This is a genomic window from Thalassolituus sp. (genome assembly GCF_984348125.1).
Genome location: NZ_CFHJLR010000005.1, coordinates 121,599 through 139,648, shown reverse-complemented (window position 1 = coordinate 139,648; position 18,050 = coordinate 121,599). Strand labels below are relative to the sequence as shown.

Genomic DNA, 18,050 nt, shown 5'->3' with positions numbered 1-18,050 from the left:
TATTGGTTTCAGCTGGCTGTCAGATTGGTCATGAAGTTAACGATAAAAGACGAGAATGAGGGTATGATGTAAACCGATTGTGTGAGTAATATAGGGACATATTGTCGTGCTGAAATCATTGTTAATTCTATCTTCTCTTTTTCTTGCCGTTGGTCTTATCGTCTTTGCTTGGTTTGCTTTTACATTTTTCAAAGCATGGAATGGTGATGGTTACACCGCAGTCGATAAGGCGGTAAGTGATCAGTACTATACGAAAGAAAATCAGCTGTACTTTGCCTCTATGGGTAACTTCTTCTCGTTGGGGGCTAAGAAAATCGAAGGGGCTGACATATCCTCCTTCCAGGTTCTTACTAAAGAATATGCTCGGGATCTCCAACATCTTTACTTCAACGGAAAAGTAGTCGACTCCGTTGATCTGGACAGTTTTCAGGTACTATCCCGGGTTTACGCCAAAGATAAGAATTCAGTATACATACTGGGAAAAAGTGAACCTCGTGCTGATCTCCAGACGTTTGAGATTTTTAGCGATAGTTACTATGCCAAAGATAAAAATACGGTTTGGTATTTCTATGACATGGTCGAAGAGGCCGACCCTCAATCGTTCAGAGCACTAGCCGACCCTGTAGAGGGCGTAGATCATAGTAATAGTTTCCTTAGAGGTCACCTGGCCGATGATTCTTAAATATGATGCTGTCACTGTCGAATAGGTAGAATAATGAAACAATCAGTATTCGCTAGAGAAGAATTACATCTTTCCTGGAATCGTTGCTGGTCAGGTATTGGAGCTGCTGGGGATGGGGAAGTGTTAAGACACGACTTAATAACGGCCTGGAATGAACCTCAGCGCAAATACCACACCGAACAACACCTGTGCGAATGCCTGGCATTGTTTGAAGAGTTTCAGCATCTGGCTGCCAACCCACACGAAGTTGAACTGGCAATCTGGTTTCATGATGCTGTGTACGACGTTAAAGCCAAAGACAATGAGTTGAAAAGCGCAGAGTGGGCACGAGCTGCACTAGAAGGAGCAGGTGTCAGCAAAGAAAAGAGCCAGCGGGTTTATGAACTTATAATGGCGACTGAACACAGTGCGATGGATACTCTTGATACGCCAGATAAGCGATTACTCGTTGATATTGATCTGGCGATTCTGGGCAGTTCTCCAAAAAGATTCGCTGAGTACGACAGGCAGGTAAGGGCGGAGTACAGCTATGTTCCGGGCTTTCTCTATAGAAGAAAGCGTAAGCAGATACTGCAGTCGTTTCTTAAGCGAAATCCGATTTATCAGACACCCGACCTGAAACTCAGATTTGAGCTTCAGGCGAGGCGAAACTTGAGCTGTTAACCCGCGGTACCAATCACCACCTGAGCTTCCACCGACACGGGTACTGACTTAAACGCCGGTGTCCGACTGCGCTGATCAACGGTCTGGCCGACAAGTACATTCGCTTCAGGATAGTAAGCCGCGATATTGCCTCGCGGAAGGTCAAACGCGACGACATCGAGATTGCGCATCTCGCCAGTATCTGAGCGTAGAGTGACTTTATCCTTCTCTTTTAAACCGAGTGCGGCAATGTCATCTTCATTCATCAGAACTGAATGTCGGTGCTTCGTATCGCGGTAGCTGTCACTCTCTTCATAAATGATGCTGTTGAACTGGCCCTCGCTGCGGATACTCATCAGGGTAAACGCATGTTGTGCTTTTCGTTCTTCTGGATGATCGTGCGGGTTGACGATAAATACCGCGCGGTTATCCGGCATATTAAATTCAGGCGTGTGTTTAATACGATTGCGGATAAAGAACTCTTTTTTCGCGACATCAATACCAGCGAGATCCTGCATGCCGGGAATTGACTTCGCAATGGCATGACGAATCGTGGTGTGCTGTTTAAAGGTCGAGAAGTCGAAACTGCTTTTATCGACAACGCCCATGCCAATATCTGAGAGGATATCGACTTCTGAGCGCAGGTTATCGAGACGATCAATCCCGCCGTCACTCAAGCGCACATAGTTAAACATGGATTCCTGACTGGTAGGGTCATGCTCTTCATCGCGTGCCAGTACCGGGAAGATTATGCTCTCGCTGTTGTCGCAACCATGCACATGACCCTGATTTAGAGTGGTGGTTAAAAAGACTTTAAACGGAATATTATCCAGCGATTTTTCTGCCCACTGGCTGTCAGGTGAGGCTGCATACAGGTTGCCGCCCAGCATCAGGGCATTGTCGATATCACCGCGCTCGGCGGCTTGAAGACACGCCATAGTATCCATGCCTTTATTGCGGGGCAGGGTAATTTTGAGTTCATTTTCAATAGCACTGAAGACGTCTTCAGCGAGTACGGGTTTCACGCCAACAGTCCCCACACCCTGAATATTCGAATGCCCTCGAAGTGGCAGCAGTCCAGCACCCGGTTTACCTAGCATGCCGCGCAACATCGCGAGATTGGCGATGGCCTCGACGTTATCGACGCCGTGCAGGTGGTGCGTCATGCCCATGCCCCAGGCGAATACGGTATTTTCAGATTGTGCGTATACCTCGGCAACGGCGTGAATGTCGTCGCGTGAAAGTCCGGTAATCGACTCGATTTCGCTCCATGACGTCCCTTCGATATCGGCCAGATAGGCATCAAAATTTCGGGTGTACTGCGCGATAAACTCAACATTGTGCTGTTGGTTTTCGATAATACTTTTCGCAATGCCTTTAAATACCGCGACGTCGGTTGCGATTTTTGGTTGAAGATACTCAGAGGCAATGTCATTGCCGCCCATCAACAGAGATTTCGGGCTTTTTGGCACGGCAAATTTTACCAGCCCGGGTTCTTTTGCAGGGTTAATCACTACTACATGGCCGCCGCGCTCGCGGCAGTTTTTCAGTTGGTGAATAAAGCGAGGGTGATTTGAAGAAGGGTTCGCGCCCAGTACAAAAATCAGGTCAGACTTACCCAGGTCGGCGAGCTCTACGGTTGAGGTGCCCGTACCTATCGTTGTCGCCAGCCCGTCGCCGGAGGCCTGATGACAATAGTAAGAGCAGTTGTTGATGTTAGTACTGCCATACAGGCGCGCCATCAGTTGCAGTACAAAGGCCGCCTCATTAGATGAACGACCAGACGCATAAAAGAAGCTGCGCTCCGGCGCCGAGGTAGAAAATCGCTCTACGGTGCGGGCAATGGCGTCGTCCCAGCCTATAGGCTCGAACTTATCCGAACCGGCTGCTTTATGGAGCGGCGTGCCTAAACGGCCCAGGTGCTCAATTTCGTGGGATGACAGCTCTTTAAAGTCTGCAATCGTGTGATCGAATACAGGCAGAGGGATGGGCCCCTGAATGTCGGTCGACTGCGCCTGCACGCTCTTGTTACACACCGACGGAAACTCATCCAACTCATTGATCATACCGCCTCGCTGGCCGCCCATACCCAGACCGCAGGCTTTACAGGCATTGTGCGCTGCCAACGCTTTTGCAGCGTCTTTCACGCCGATACGACGCACGGTATTCAGGGTGTAGAGGACTTTCTTAAAGCCACCGCCAACGATCTTCTTGTGCATCGAGTCATCTCTGTATGTCGTGTTAACGATAAGAACCAGTAAAGCGTAGATATTGGAGGCGGGCAATACGTCGGATTGCGTATGTGCAGATACCTGACCGCTGATGTGTTTTGGTTGAAGGAAGCGGGGGCAATAATGTTGTAAGGTATCGCTCTCGGAGTCGCAGCGACAATCAGGTATCAAACAGCGCTCGCCTGAATAGGATCCCGACTGGTAGGGTTTGTAGCGACGATGGATTGAACAAACATGGATTGAACAAGAGGACAACAGATGTACACCGATTCAGATCTGGAAAGTGCCGTAACCAAAGGCATATTCACGCGTGATTCCGTAGAGCGTTTTCGCCAGGACTACGAACAGCAGCACGCCAGCCCCATTGTTGACGAGGAGAACTTCCGCTTAGTCAGTGGCTTCAACGATATCTTCGTCGTTGTTATCTCTGTGGTAGTACTACTTTCATCGTTTGCTTTTTTCAGTTCCATGTTTGGCGATGTGATTGGTTTCGCTGTCACGGCCTGTGTTGCTTGGGGGCTTGCTGAATATTACATTCGTATTCGCCGAATGGCGTTGCCTTCCATCGTATTGCTATTTGCTTTTATTCCCAGCGCGACGGCAGTCATGGCGTTCCTATATTTAAGCGCGGCAGACATCAGAGAGTTGCCGATAAATGACCTTGTTAAGGAAAGTGGATTTGTAATTCCGCTGTTTTCTCTTATTGCTGCGCTTGCACATTGGTTACGTTTTCGGGTTCCGGTTACCATTGCACTCATTACTGCTGCCGTGGCTGCTACGGTACTCGCCATACTGTTTACGTCGTTCCCACAACTTAGTACCTTCCTGTACCCGATGATGATGGTGGCTGGTGGTGTGGTATTTATCTTCGCCATGGGATGGGATATTTCCGATACTCGCCGGGTAACGCGTCGTTCGGATGTGGCGTTCTGGCTGCACCTTCTGGCTGCTCCATTACTAATGCATCCTTTGTTCAAGATCATTGGGGTCATGGACGGGGATGTTAGTGCCTCGGTTGCAGGAGTAATTCTCGGTGTATTCGGGGTAATTACACTGATCTCTCTGCTGATTGATCGCCGAGCTCTTATGGTCTCCTCTCTTGCCTATGTTCTTTATGCAATGAATGCTCTGTTCGATAGTTTTGGAACATTGGGGCAGCAACTCGGCCTGACAGGGTTGATTGTAGGCTGCAGTATGGTCCTGCTTACCGCCTATTGGGACAGAGCTCGAACTTCGCTGCTGAAGCCATTACCTGATAGCGTCTCCAACTATCTTCCTATGAAGTAGAGGAGCAACCAGCCTTAAACAGGCTGTTTGTCCAGCAATGTCGTAAAGAGCCTGAAAGTTACGAACTAGTCCATGGCTGGTTTGTACAAATATTGTTCTGATTTGGTTACCATTGTCCACCTAACAAATAGGCATATCGCGACACCCACCGACGTGATAGGCAATAGGAACGCCAGACGGGAACTGATTATCATGGCATTTAAGCGATTTATCTTATCGGCATCGACACTTGCGTTAATGTCATGTGGAGGCGAGGACGGCAGCAGTATTCAAGGCCCTGAAAGCCACCGCATCAGTACCTCCGTAACCGGACAAGGCACCGTCTCCCCTGAATCGGCCGACATTTCAGACGGCAGCAGCGCGCAGATGATTCTGCAGCCAGAAGAGGGCTATACGGTAGCCACCGCCAGCGGCTGTAACGGCTCGATGCAGAGCAATCTGTATTACATCAGCAGTGTGACTCAGGACTGCACCGTGAATGTTCTGTTTACTGAGGTGCAGCAAGCCCCTGCAGCGCAGGAAGAGCCTGATGAAGAAGCTCCGCGTGTTTCGGGTGCCGTCTCTGCCGGTAATGGTCTTGTGACCGTGCAGTTCAGCGAGCCGATGTCTGCTGACCTGGTCGACTCGGTCGTCAACTTCAACATTACCCGCACCGACACCCAACAGATTCTCCCGGTACTGGCTGCAAGCTTTGTCGATGATCGCCAGCAAGCCGTGCTGTTAGAAACCGGCGCTCAAATTAATACCGAATATAGACTCATCGTTGTTAACGCCTACGACGTCGCTGGCAATGCCATTGCCCCACCGGCTGGAGAAGTTGAAGTTAACCCCAATAGCGCCACTTTTGTTGGCACACGCCCGGGTGGTGATGACCTGGTCGACAGCGATGAAGATGGCCTCGCCGATTACATCGAACTCGAAGGCTGGCCGGTGATTGTGACCCGCACCGACGGCAGCACAGAAACCTTTCACGTCAGCTCTGATCCGCTCGACCCGGACACCGACAATGACGGCGTGCCAGACAGCGACGAACGCCACGGCGGCCTGAACCCATTAAGCATTGATACCGACGGCGATACCCTCGATGACGACGCCGAATGGAACCGCATCTATTCAGACGGCACCAAGCAAGACACCGACGGCGACGGCATTCAGGATGGCTTTGAATATGTCTTCTTCCAAACCTCGCCGATTCTGGCCGATACCGACGGCGACCAGATGGACGACCCCAGCGAAGTAGCCTCGGGCAATCGTAATCCGTTAATTGCCGATATGCCGATCCCAGACATCGACGTAGGCCTGGTGAATCTGCAACTGGACACCCGCTTAACCTACACCGATGAGAGCGGCGAAGTCGTTACCGAATCCAACACCAGCGAAGCCACGCTGACGCAGGGCAATAACCAGACGTACTCCTCGGCGAACGAAAACTCCACCAAGAGAACGGTCGAGAATTCGGTGTCACTGACACTGAGCGCCGAAAAAGAAATTAAGTACGGCGTCACCGACGGCGGCGGCAGTGGCAGCGTTAAATACAGCGCCAGCCGCACGACGGCGTCGTCCAACAGTAACGAATGGGGCAGCACCGTCTCCTTTGGTGAAGAGAGTAACCAAAGCGCCGAGGAGGCCTACCACGACTCACTGACCACCGAAAACGCCCGCGACACCCGCGAGAGCATTACCCGCGAAGTGCTGGGTGCCTCCATGCGTGTCGACGTAACGGTGGCAAACGCCGGCAATATTCCATTCTCGATCAGCAATCTTGAACTGACCGCACAAGCACAAGACCCGAACAATCGCCGCCGGATTATTCCTATCGGCTCGCTTGTGCCTGAGAACGACAACCTCGACTCTGTGAACATAGGTGCCATTGGCGACACCGCTCGCGGGCCGTTTATTTTCCGTACCGAAAATGTCTTCCCGCAAGAAATCGAAGACCTGATGAAAAACCCGCGCGGCTTAGTCGTGCAGCTTGCGAACTACGACATCAGCGACGAAAACGGCAACAACTACGCCTTTACCTCGCAGCAGATTCAGGACCGCACCGCCGAGCTTATTTTTGACCTCGGTAATGGCGTGGTCGAAAGTTATCGCATCGCCACCGCCAGCGATCATCACCCATCCACGGGTGTGCCTAACGGCATCAGCATGAAACGTGCGTTAGAAATCGCCGGTATCCGTGGCACCCAGATTATTCGCGACGGCGGCAACGGCGTAGTAGAAACGGTCGCTTCGCCAACCTCAGATGACGAACAACTCGAAACCGCGGGCAACAGCGTTGAACCGCGCAGCGTGATTATCAGCGCGGGCGACGATGGCAGCATTGCTACCGTGCCCGGCGGTGACGATATCCTTGTAGAACCCGATTACGCCACGGAGCTGTTTGCGACCTCCGCCGTGATTATTGACGGCGGCAATGGCATCGCCGAAACCGATATTTCCGGTGATGACGAGCTGGTCAGTAGCCTGAACGCAGACATCGAGCCCGGCCAGGTGGTCATACGCGCCGGCGACGACGGCGTGATTGATTCCATCCCTACCGGCGACGATATCCTGGTAGAAGAGGGGCAGGAGCACTACGTACTGACACGCTTCCGTGATGTCGAAGCCATTGCCGGTGAAGCTCGCTTCTGGGTGCTGTTCACTAACAATCAGAACATCGAAAACGTCGACTTCGATAACCTGCGCCTGCGCTCGGGCCAGCAATACAACTTCACCTATGTGCAGGACAAAGACCTGGACCGCGTCTGGGCGCGTGAAGAATTCCTGCACGGCAGCTCCGACGAAAGCATCAACACCGATGGCTGTGATCAGGGCAACACGACAGAAGTGTGCGACACACTCACCGACTACACCGAAATCAAAGAAGGCTGGATGGTACAGCTCAGAGGCTCAAACCAGAGCTACCGCGTATTCTCCAATCCGGGTCAGGCAGATTCCGACCGCGATGGCCTCACCGATGACCTCGAACGCGCCTGTGGCCTCGACCCACGCCAGCGCGACACCGACCTCGATGGCCTGACCGACTACGAAGAAATCACTGGCCAACGCGTTGACGGCAACATCATCACGCCAATGGTCAGTATCGACGTTGATGACGCCAGCGTACCGTCCATGACGATTACCCCATATCTCGGCACCGAGCCTGATCCGATTCCGACAGAGCGCGCGACCGGCGCTATCTGGGCAGAGCACAGCGTCAGCACAGAATGCCAGCAGATGCTCGAAGACAAACTCACCGGCGGTTACGCGACCGACCCACTGAACCCGGATACCGACGGCGACTTCGTTAACGATTTGGCCGAACTGTCACTGGGCCTGCACCCGAACGACCGGGTCGACGGTGCAGACTTCCTCGATGACGACGGCGACGGCCTGGTGAACTCCGCCGAAACCAACGGCTGGGTCGTGACCGAAGCGACCTGGGGCAGCACGCGAACAGTCACGTCAGACCCAACCAAAACCGACACCGACGAAGACGGCCTCCCAGACCTGCTTGAGTTTTACCTCAAAACCGACCCACGCAGCACCGACACCGACGGTGACGGCATCAACGACAACGATGAATACCGCAACGGCGGCGACGTGTGTGTCGCACGGGGCAACCCATGCATTACCTTTAATCAGGTACAGAACAACGACTACGCCGCCTTCGTGCGCGCCTGCAACCTGGCACCGGTATGCAGCGTTGCCCAGATTGAAGCGACGCTCGCCGCCGAAAGCCAGTACGGCACCAACCCAAGCGCGCTCGACAGTGACACCGACACCCTCTACGACAGAGAAGAACTCGGCCTGTATCAGGGCGCGACACCGCCGCGCCGGATCACCATCAACGGCAGCGATATTGGTATCTTTGTATCGAACCCGCGCATCAGCGACACCGATAACGACGGCCTGAGCGACCAGACCGAATACCTCGACTACACCAACCCGAACGCGGGTGACTCCGACGGTGACGGGAATTCCGATTTCTTCGAGAAATACACCTCAGGCACGAATCCACGCCAGGGCGATATCAAATATAAGATTTGGCTAGATGGTTTAGACCTGCGCGTTAATGCCGCAACCTGGCTTGATGTAAACGCGGGGCGTAGCCTGAGCGAATGTGACTTCCGAATTTCGGTAGGTACGTTCTCATACGATGCGACACTGCCAGCAGGCACACCGATCCCGTGTTACTACGGCGAATACATCGTCGATACCAACAACGTACTGCAGCCGGGGTTAGGCTTCCCAGCACTGGAAGCTTATATCCAGACCAACGGCGGTAATAACAACTACTGCTACCTGGACATTCCGCTGGATTACGGCAAAGTCGAAGGCGCGCATTACACCGCGACCTGCTCACATAACAACGGCACCTACAACGATATCGACTTTACGGCGCGGTTTTACTTTGATCGGGTGGAGGAGTGAGTAAAGCGGGGTGATTTAGTAGGGGGCAGGGACTGCCAGAGAGACTGAAACAGCCGCCGTTGGGCGGCTGTTCGAGTTGCATGGTAGCCTACGGGAAGGAGTATCGTAGTAAATGACTCTCACGTGTAATATATCCATATTGGTTAGTAAATAGACTGTTGCTACATTATGATTGCTTGGCGTGGAATGATTATAAATAACACAAAGGACTAACGTGTGCTAAAGCAGGAGTTTAGTGAAAGAGCAATATCAAAGGTTCTAAACCATAGGCGTATTGCAGAGATAGGTTTGCCAACACAAACCGAAGTCTTCGATTGGATAAAGCAAGAAATCAAGAACAGAAACGGTAGATTGAATGGCATCAACTCTATAAGTGTAAAGCAGCGGCAGCTGTATATCCCATCTGACGCAGTAGACCGTATATCTATAGATGTTGTTGATAGATTTTTGCGGAGAATATACTCTGTTAAACAGTCTGATAGAACTATAATATCTCAACAAATAAAAAGAATGTTACAGGATGAATCCATATTTCATCTTTATAGGTTTGATATAAAAAGCTGTTTTGAAAGTATAAGTTTTGCAGCAATACTAAATAGAATCGACGAAGACTGTATCCTAGATCCTGATTTCCATGAGACTTTACGTTCCTTGCATGATCACTGTGTCAACGTTGGCCTCACAGGTATTCCTCGCGGCTTTTCAGTTAGTAGTACGTTGTGTGAATTGTATTTGGAAGCGCTGGATAGTGCGATAAGGAGTCTGGAAGGTGTTATATTTTATGCAAGGTATGTTGATGACGTTGTAATATTTTGCGACCCAAGAATGTCAGTTGATATAGAGCGCGAAGTGTCAACGTCGCTTGCACTGTTAGGTTTGAGTTTGAATGAGTCTGGAGATAAAAATACTTCTAGGTTATTCGATTCTGGTAGTTTTGAATTTCTCGGATATAGATTCGAGAAAATATCAAGGAAGGTAAAAGTGGGGATATCCGATAAAAAGATGAGGAAGATAAAAACTAGGATATACTTAGCGTTCAAAGCGTATAGCCGAGATCATAATTTTAGCCTTTTGTCTCAAAGGATTAATTATTTGTCTACACTAAAAGTCGTTCGGCATTCAAAAACAGGAAATGTTTTAGGTGGCTTGGTTGAGCAGTATAAGATAATAGATGATCTTAATGATTTGAAAGAAATTGATAGATTCTATGTTTCTGTCATTATGGAATATTCGCATTTACTAGGAGTTGCTCATAGTGAAGCTTTAAGAAAAGTTTCTTTTTGGCAAAGATTTAAAAGTAGAGCAAGCGGTACGTTTACTCGCTCAAAGTCTGCATTGATTACTGAGGTTTGGTCTCATGTATAAAGTTCACACGGTAGATTCTTGGGATAAATATCTTCCTCTTGTTTCTGATGTTCTACCATATGAGCTTCCACTTTGGTTTTCTTCGACCGCTCTATACGAAAAAATGCGGGACGATGAAGGTTTTTACTTAAAAATATTCGATTATAATAATAAAAAAAAGAAGGATTTTATTCCATTAAGTTTTAAGATATCTCGCGGTGACCTTAAATATAGAAAAATTTCAGTGATGCATCCGGTTTCTCAGATAGTGGTTTGTGACTTTTATAATGAAAGTGGCTCACTTTTTTTATATTATTGTTCCATTTCTGATAAAAGTTTAAGGGCGCCGGTAAAAAAATCTTCTAAGTTTTATGGTAAATGGGATTCTTTAGGTTCTGCTAGTGAAGGTGTGGAGGTTGACGGCACTGAAAGTATATTTCCTAGTTCATATTTTAAATATAATAAATATGCTTTCTTGTATTCTTTTTACGATTCTTATGAATATCATAGACTGGAAAAGAAGTTTCCATATTTGATTAGCTTGGATGTTTCTAAGTGTTTTTCAAGTATATATTCACACTCTCTTTCCTGGGCTATGAAGGGGAAAGAATTTTCTAAATTAAACAAAAATAAAAAAGGTGGCTTTGATAGCAATCTTGACAGTATTTTGATGCGAATGAATCATCAGGAAACTAATGGAATATTAGTCGGTCCTGAGTTTAGTAGGCTTGCTGCGGAAATTATTTTTCAACGAATTGATCTGGACTTTATTTTAAACGCAAAAAAGAAAGAGAGGTTGATTGTCGGGGTTGATTTTGACTTCCGGCGTTACGTCGATGATTACTTTTTATATGCTCGGAACGATTTGGACAAAAAGTTGATAAAATTACTCGACGAGTGTCTGGAAGAATACAAGCTTCATTTAAATGAAGCTAAAACTATTGAGCAGAAGCGACCGTTTTCAACTAACATTTCTCGGTGCAAGGCAGCTTTGCGCGAATTGTTAGGTGACATATATAAGGCTAGGTATACTTCTGAAGGCGAAGTTAGCCAGACTGGAAGGCCTGATCGTCTTGCTAATAGTTACATAAGTAAGATTAAAAGAGTTTGTTCTGATTATAATGTTGAGTATAAATCTATTTCTGGCTTCTTGCTTGGTTTGATGTTGCGAAAAGTTAATGATTTTATTGCTAGATTTCCAGAATCTGATTCTGTGGATTATTTCGATTGGCTGCTCGTTGATGTTGAGTTGGTATATTTCTTTTATTCTATGGATGTACGAGTAGTTACAACTGATAAACTTGCAAAAATATGTGTTCGAATTATTGATTATATTGCTAAATTTTCTGAAAGAGAGTCATTGGTCGTATATAAAAAAATTTTTGATTGTAATCGTCATGCTTTGGAAAGCGTTGTGCTGGAAATTGATGGGTTTTCTACCGGTGTTGAGGCCACTAATCTGTTGTTTGTTCATAGTCTACTCCCAGAGAAGTATAAATTGAAAGAAAAGTTCCTTATAAATTATTATAATACCGTCTCCGATCATAATGGGATGGATTATATGGTTTGGGTTTCCTTTATGATGTACGTTAAGAAAGATGTAAGTTATGAAAATATTTATTGCATATTAAAGGAAAAAGCTGAGCGCTATTTTTCTGAAACTACTCCTAATTTTTATAATACGGAGTATATCTTGTTTCTACTCGATTACTTAGCGTGTGATTTTGTTGAAAAAAATACGAGAGTGGCGCTGGCGGAGCGGCTAGAAGCGGAGTCTGACTGGAATTTACTGCCTCGTGGAAATAGAAAAATATTGACCACTGACTTTATAGCGCCTTGGCGAGATGAGGATTTTTTTAGAAAGATACTCAAGAAACGTGCATTTACTTTCCCTTATTGATAGGCTGTTACCGCCACCGATATTCTATACATTAGCTTGCACCCTACAAGCCTCACTTTTTGAATGGTGTCCCTGCAGAAGAGTAAGTGGTGGAATGGGGTACGAATTTGCTAGTCTTTGCGAGGGCACTCGTTGACCTAGTGATATCGTTAGCAATGGAGCCTTTGGCTACACACGAGCAGAGTGGCATGGTCCAGTTGAAGTATCGCTGGGCCATTTTATTTTTTGCGCTTAGTCATTTCATAGATGTTGAATGCTCATATCTTAATATTTTGAGTGGGAAGTACTCTTCTAATATAATTTACGCTCTCAATCGCTAGGTGTTAGCCATGTCCGACAACAAACCTGAACTCCCAAACCACTTGTCCATCAACCCGCGCAGCCCGCACTTCGTTGAAGAGTGCTTTGAGCATGACATAGGCATCCGCTTCAAGGGCAAAGAGCGTACGGACATTGAGGAATACAACATCAGCGAAGGTTGGGTGAAGATTTCGTCTCCGACCACGAAAGATCGCTTTGGTCGTCCGTTGCTGATCAAGCTGAAGGGCGAGGTTGAGGCTTTCTATAAGTAAGCCTCTGAGCATAGCGCTGGGTTCCCGCCTTCGCGGGAATGACAGGCTACTACGCTGGATTTCTGCCTTCCTGGGAATGACCGTTCAATGCGTTGAATTTCCACCTTCGTAGAAATGACAGAAGGCTTCTCCCCTCTAGAGAATGGTAATAAAGAAACCGCCTGTTGGCGGTTTCTTTGGTTTTATAGGTCGGATTACCGGTGTCAGCAATATAGAGCATTACGCCCGGGAACCCGTAGGCGGGTTGTTCCAACCCGTATCGCCAAAGCTTCGCGTTTAGCTCCTACAGGATTAGCTCTGCTGGTCTGAAGCGTTTTTTGCAGAATCGCCATCAATATCGTGAATCTTTTTGAGCATGTCGTCTGCTAACCACTTGGCTTCGGCAACGACTTCTGGCTTTTCGTTTTTGATGATGTCTTCGAGAGTTCTGTTCATGGTTCACGCATCTCTGACGTGGTGTTTATATTTTGAACAGTTTAACCGAGAGAGCGGTGTTTGCAAAATAGGGCTTTAGATGATGAGGCCCGAGGTGGACAGTGCCCACTTTGCGGAGGTGAACACGGCGCTGGGCTCCCGCCTTCGCGGGAGTGACAGACTTCTAGCTACCTAGTGCAACTAATTCTTCTTGCGCGAAGGCAACGAGCGAGCTGTATTCGTTCTCGCGAATCAATTGCTCGATTATCTCTGGGTTGATGTTGAGGTAGTCGTGGACGAGAGCGTTTCGCATACCGATGATTCGCTTCCAGTTGATGCTTTTCATAGAAGCTACGTCATGCTCAGAAAGCCGCTCGAAAGCTACATACGCGTTGTCAGGAGCAGGATAGCCGAGTTGTTTGCATCGGTGCTTGGCGATGCCGATGCAGGCCTCAACCAAAGTTTGGATTAAGCGTTCGCTGGCTTTTGCTTCGTATCGGCTCATTGGGCGTTCGTTGAGAATTGTTGTAAGACCTTTGAGGTCAGCTTCAATTTCCGCAATGTGCGCTTTCATTGAAAGCAGGTAGGTATTTTCCATTGCTAATTCCCGGTTTAACCAAACTGTTGATAATGGTGAAGGTGATCGATCTCCCACTTCGACATTATTTTTCCACTGACTTCAAATTCATGAGCAGGGTTTTTATTTACGAGCAGTTTCCCGGTTTTCAAAACTGACATGGCAAGTGGTACGGGCCCATTTTCCAGGTCTAATAAGGAAAGGCTGCCTTCTGGTAACTCCAGTTTATTAGCCCAGTCGATAGCCAATATCTCAGGTCTCAGACGTCGGGCTACGACGTCAGTATCGGTATTTTTGAATATCACTGCCAGATCAATGTCGCTGTTTTCCTGTGCAGATCCTTTGGCGTGAGATCCGTATAAATAGAGCGTATCTACCTCGTCTGTTGCATTGGCAAGTTTAATTATGTCTGGCAGAAGCTGATCAAACTTACCCATGTTCACACCCTTGCTGATGAGAGCACATCAACACGGTCCTCTGTGATGTATGGCTTCAGCTCTTCGCGGACTGCTTTCTCTGTGACCAGGTCTACAGGGCTACCCAGGGCTTCTTCGAGGTAGAACTGTACACCGAAGAATTGTTTGGACGTGGCTTTGCCATCGAAACCGACGAGGATGTCGATATCGCTATCCTCGCGGGCATCGTTACGTGCCGTTGAGCCAAAAAGCGCGAGCGTAGTCAGGCTGTACCGTTCCTGAAGGACGGGTTTGCAGCGGGACAATATGTCGAGTGCCTGTTCGCGGTTCATATACTTAGCCGATGTACGTGTTTTGATCAGTTTAACCGACAGGGCGGTGTTCGCAAAATAGGGCTTTAGATAGGGTAGGCCGTAGGCGGGTTGTTCCAACCCGGTTCGCCAAAGCTTCGCGTTTGGCTCCTACAAGGGATGGCAGTAGCCTGAAATAAGCGAGGTATAAAAAACGCCAGGTCTTTGCAGAGCTGGCGTTTTTGTTTTACGAGCAGTTTCGCTGATTACAACGCTTTGATCTTTTCGATCTGGTCGTTGAGTTTGGCGATGTCACGCTCGAAGCCTGCAGCTTTTTCTTTCTCTTTTTCGATCACGGCTTCTGGTGCTTTGTCGACGAACCCTGGGTTACCCAGTTTGTTCTGTACGCGCTCCAGTTCTTTGCCGAGTTTTTCGATTGATTTGCTCAGGCGCGCTACTTCTGCGTCTTTGTCGATGAAGCCAGCCATAGGTACGAGTACCTCCATGTCGCCAACCAGTTGGGTGACAGACATCGGTTCTTCGTCGCCTTCGTTCAGCCAGGTCAGTTTGTTGAGCTTGGCGAGTTTCATCAGGAAGGCCTGGTTTTCTTCGGCACGGCGGAAGTCGTCGTCGCCGCCGTTTTTGAACAGCAGTTCCAGTTCGAAGCCTGGGGCGATGTTCTTCTCGGCGCGGACGTTACGCACAGCGGTAATCACGTTCTGCAGCCATTCGATGTCGGCTTCTGCACCTTCGTCGATCAGGGCGTCCTGTGGCTCTGGGTAGGCCGCCAGCATGATGGTGTCGCCTGATTTACCCGCCAGGTCTTTCACCTGATGCCAGATAGACTCGGTGATGAACGGGATGATCGGGTGTGCCAGTCGCAGAATGGCTTCAAGTACGCGTACCAGCGTACCGCGAGTGCCACGCTTCTCTTCTTCAGTCGCGTTCTCATCCCACAGAACTGGCTTAGACAGCTCGAGGTACCAGTCGCAGTATTCGTTCCAGATGAATTCGTACAGAGTCTGTGCAGCCATGTCGAAGCGGTACTGATCCATGTGGCGGCGTACTTCGCTTTCGGCGCGCTGCAGGCGGGAGATGATCCAGCGGTCTGCCAGTGACAGGGCGGCGTCTTCGCCGTTCACGCCGCACGCGGCTTTCATGGCGTCGGTAATTTCGATCAGGCCGCCATCTGCATTATCAACCGCTTCTTCGCCCGCTACAGACAGCATCACATAGCGTGAGGCGTTCCACAGCTTGTTGCAGAAGTTACGGTAGCCTTCGAGGCGCTTCATGTCCCAGTTGATGTCACGGCCGGTGGAGGCCATGGCAGCGAGGGTGAAGCGCAGGGCGTCGGTGCCGTGTGGCGCGATACCTTCCGGGAATTCTTTCTGAGTGCGCTTGCCGATTTTCTCAGCCAGTTGTGGCTGCATCATGTTGCCGGTGCGCTTCTCGAGCAGGTCGTCCAGTGAGATACCGTCGATCATATCCAGCGGATCGAGGACGTTACCTTTCGATTTGGACATTTTCTGGCCGACTTCGTCACGGATCAGACCAGTCACGTACACGGTTTTAAACGGTACCTGCGGCTTCCCATCGTCGTCTTTGCAGAAGTGCATGGTCATCATGATCATGCGAGCAACCCAGAAGAAGATAATGTCGAAACCAGTCACCAGAACGTCGGTCGGGTGGAAGTCGAGCATACGCTTGGCAACTTCCGGGTCGTCCAGGTTTGGCCAGCCGAGTGTACCGAAGGTCCACAGAGCGGAGGAGAACCAGGTATCCAGGACGTCTTCGTCCTGAACCAGTTCTACGTCGTCAGCGAGCTTGTTGGCAGCGCGTACTTCGGCTTCGTCGTGACCAACGTAGACGTTACCTTCTTCGTCGTACCAGGCCGGGATACGGTGACCCCACCACAGCTGACGCGAGATACACCAGTCCTGAATGTCGCGCATCCAGCTGAAGTACATGTTTTCGTAGTTCTTAGGTACGAATTGAATGTCGCCGTTCTCAACCGCTTCAATCGCAGGCTTCGCCAGGGTTTTGGCGTCAACGTACCATTGGTCGGTGAGCATTGGCTCGATCACTACGCCGCCACGGTCGCCATAAGGGACAGTGAGATCGTGGTCTTTGATTTCATCAAGCAGGCCAGCCGCTTCAAAGTCAGCGACGATGGCTTTACGCGCCGCGAAGCGCTCCATGCCACGGTATTTTTCTGGAATGCTGGCTTTTACGTCTTCGTTCACACTGCCGTCGGTGTTGAACACCTGTGGCACGTCACGCACGTCGGCGTTGAAGGTGAAGATGTTGATCATTGGCAGGCTGCAGCGCTTGCCGACTTCATAGTCATTGAAGTCGTGCGCTGGGGTCACCTTAACGGCACCGGTGCCTTTGTCCATGTCGGCGTGTTCGTCGCCCACAATCGGAATACGACGGTCGACTAACGGCAGCACGATGTCTTTACCGATCAGATCTTTGTAGCGCGGATCTTCCGGGTTAACCGCCACACCGGTATCGCCCAGCATGGTTTCCGGACGGGTCGTCGCAACCACGATGTAGTCTTTGCCTTCAGAGGTTTTCAGACCATCGGCCAGCGGGTAGCGCAGGTGCCACATGTGACCTTTCTTGTCTTTGTTTTCGACTTCGAGGTCAGAAATAGCGGTGTGCAGTTTCGGGTCCCAGTTAACCAGGCGCTTGCCGCGGTAAATCAGGCCGTCTTTGTACAGACGGATAAACACTTCCTGAACGGCTTCATAGAAGCCATCGTCCATGGTGAAGCGTTCGGTGTCCCAGTCAACGGAGTTACCGAGGCGACGCATCTGTTGGGTGATGGTGCCACCGGAGTGTTCTTTCCATTCCCAGACTTTTTCGAGGAATTTTTCACGGCCAAGTTCGTGACGGTCTGGCTGGTTTTCAGCGGCGAGTTTGCGCTCAACGACCATCTGGGTCGCGATACCGGCGTGGTCGGTACCGACCTGCCACAGTGCTTTCTGACCCTGCATACGCTTGTAGCGGGTGAGGGCGTCCTGGATGGTGTGCTGGAAGGCATGACCCATGTGCAGGGAACCGGTGACGTTCGGTGGTGGGATCATGATGGAGTAACCTTCGCCGGTCAGTCCGTCCTGATAAGGCTTGAAGTAGCCTTTCTCTTCCCACTCTTTGTACCAGGTTTGTTCGATTGCGCTGGGTTGGTATGTCTTATCCATTACTCGCTGCTACTCATTTTGGATATTAGAAAAATGGGCCGCAGTATACCGGATTAGTGCACCGGTGGGCAGGGAG

13 protein-coding genes are annotated in these 18,050 nt (G+C 49.5%); 7 read left to right on the top strand and 6 right to left on the bottom strand.

Annotated elements, in window-relative coordinates; translation table 11 throughout:
• Positions 1-106 precede the first annotated feature (106 nt).
• Both AC5E51_RS05500 and AC5E51_RS05495 read left to right on the top strand, forming a co-directional pair.
• Complete coding sequence (locus AC5E51_RS05500; protein ID WP_297533292.1) at positions 107-682, top strand: DKNYY domain-containing protein; 576 nt, start codon at positions 107-109, stop codon at positions 680-682.
• Between the two features lie 33 nt (positions 683-715).
• Positions 716-1,345, top strand: a complete 630-nt coding sequence (locus tag AC5E51_RS05495; protein WP_297533293.1) for an HD domain-containing protein — start codon at positions 716-718, stop codon at positions 1,343-1,345.
• Here AC5E51_RS05495 and AC5E51_RS05490 read toward each other — a convergent pair.
• Entirely contained in the window at positions 1,342-3,543 is a 2,202-nt protein-coding gene (locus tag AC5E51_RS05490; RefSeq protein WP_491778239.1) for an FdhF/YdeP family oxidoreductase, read from the bottom strand. The genes AC5E51_RS05495 and AC5E51_RS05490 overlap by 4 nt on opposite strands.
• A 270-nt stretch (positions 3,544-3,813) precedes the next feature.
• Here AC5E51_RS05490 and AC5E51_RS05485 point away from each other — a divergent pair, with 270 nt between their 5' ends.
• The 5 genes from AC5E51_RS05485 to AC5E51_RS05465 all read left to right on the top strand — a co-directional run bounded on the left by AC5E51_RS05485 (position 3,814) and on the right by AC5E51_RS05465 (position 13,074).
• Entirely contained in the window at positions 3,814-4,842 is a 1,029-nt protein-coding gene (locus tag AC5E51_RS05485; RefSeq protein ID WP_491778238.1) for a hypothetical protein, read from the top strand.
• 192 nt (positions 4,843-5,034) lie between these two features.
• Complete coding sequence (locus AC5E51_RS05480; RefSeq protein ID WP_491778237.1) at positions 5,035-9,258, top strand: hypothetical protein; 4,224 nt, start codon at positions 5,035-5,037, stop codon at positions 9,256-9,258.
• Positions 9,259-9,474: 216 nt separating this feature from the next.
• Positions 9,475-10,623 (top strand): antiviral reverse transcriptase Drt3a, encoded by a 1,149-nt coding sequence (gene drt3a / locus AC5E51_RS05475; RefSeq protein ID WP_491778236.1) that lies wholly within the window; start codon positions 9,475-9,477, stop codon positions 10,621-10,623.
• Positions 10,616-12,502, top strand: a complete 1,887-nt coding sequence (gene drt3b, locus AC5E51_RS05470) for an antiviral reverse transcriptase Drt3b (RefSeq protein WP_491778235.1) — start codon at positions 10,616-10,618, stop codon at positions 12,500-12,502. Before drt3a ends, drt3b begins: the two co-directional genes overlap by 8 nt.
• 329 nt (positions 12,503-12,831) lie before the next feature.
• Complete coding sequence (locus AC5E51_RS05465) at positions 12,832-13,074, top strand: DUF3297 family protein (protein WP_301179652.1); 243 nt, start codon at positions 12,832-12,834, stop codon at positions 13,072-13,074.
• A gap of 291 nt (positions 13,075-13,365) precedes the next feature.
• Here the strand turns inward: AC5E51_RS05465 and AC5E51_RS05460 are convergent, their stop codons facing one another.
• The 5 genes from AC5E51_RS05460 to AC5E51_RS05440 form a co-directional block, all read right to left on the bottom strand.
• A complete protein-coding gene (locus AC5E51_RS05460) occupies positions 13,366-13,509 on the bottom strand; it encodes a hypothetical protein (protein ID WP_297532932.1) in 144 nt (47 codons plus the stop codon).
• Between the two features lie 163 nt (positions 13,510-13,672).
• Positions 13,673-14,086, bottom strand: coding sequence for a type VII toxin-antitoxin system HepT family RNase toxin (hepT, locus tag AC5E51_RS05455; RefSeq protein WP_297532933.1), 414 nt, complete (start codon positions 14,084-14,086; stop codon positions 13,673-13,675).
• 14 nt (positions 14,087-14,100) lie between these two features.
• Complete coding sequence (gene mntA / locus AC5E51_RS05450; RefSeq protein ID WP_297532934.1) at positions 14,101-14,502, bottom strand: type VII toxin-antitoxin system MntA family adenylyltransferase antitoxin; 402 nt, start codon at positions 14,500-14,502, stop codon at positions 14,101-14,103.
• Positions 14,503-14,504: 2 nt separating this feature from the next.
• Entirely contained in the window at positions 14,505-14,813 is a 309-nt protein-coding gene (locus AC5E51_RS05445; protein ID WP_491778234.1) for a nucleotidyltransferase family protein, read from the bottom strand.
• A 224-nt stretch (positions 14,814-15,037) separates the two neighbouring features.
• Positions 15,038-17,974, bottom strand: coding sequence for a valine--tRNA ligase (locus AC5E51_RS05440; RefSeq protein WP_491778233.1), 2,937 nt, complete (start codon positions 17,972-17,974; stop codon positions 15,038-15,040).
• Positions 17,975-18,050 lie beyond the last annotated feature (76 nt).

Coding starts and splice junctions, on each gene's coding strand:
- AC5E51_RS05495 (WP_297533293.1), top strand. CDS start 716: ATGAAACAATCAGTATTCGCTAGAGAAGAATTACATCTTTCCTGGAAT.
- AC5E51_RS05490 (WP_491778239.1), bottom strand. CDS start 3,543: ATGCACAAGAAGATCGTTGGCGGTGGCTTTAAGAAAGTCCTCTACACC.
- AC5E51_RS05485 (WP_491778238.1), top strand. CDS start 3,814: ATGTACACCGATTCAGATCTGGAAAGTGCCGTAACCAAAGGCATATTC.
- AC5E51_RS05480 (WP_491778237.1), top strand. CDS start 5,035: ATGGCATTTAAGCGATTTATCTTATCGGCATCGACACTTGCGTTAATG.
- drt3b (WP_491778235.1), top strand. CDS start 10,616: ATGTATAAAGTTCACACGGTAGATTCTTGGGATAAATATCTTCCTCTT.
- AC5E51_RS05465 (WP_301179652.1), top strand. CDS start 12,832: ATGTCCGACAACAAACCTGAACTCCCAAACCACTTGTCCATCAACCCG.
- AC5E51_RS05460 (WP_297532932.1), bottom strand. CDS start 13,509: ATGAACAGAACTCTCGAAGACATCATCAAAAACGAAAAGCCAGAAGTC.
- hepT (WP_297532933.1), bottom strand. CDS start 14,086: ATGGAAAATACCTACCTGCTTTCAATGAAAGCGCACATTGCGGAAATT.
- mntA (WP_297532934.1), bottom strand. CDS start 14,502: ATGGGTAAGTTTGATCAGCTTCTGCCAGACATAATTAAACTTGCCAAT.
- AC5E51_RS05445 (WP_491778234.1), bottom strand. CDS start 14,813: ATGAACCGCGAACAGGCACTCGACATATTGTCCCGCTGCAAACCCGTC.
- AC5E51_RS05440 (WP_491778233.1), bottom strand. CDS start 17,974: ATGGATAAGACATACCAACCCAGCGCAATCGAACAAACCTGGTACAAA.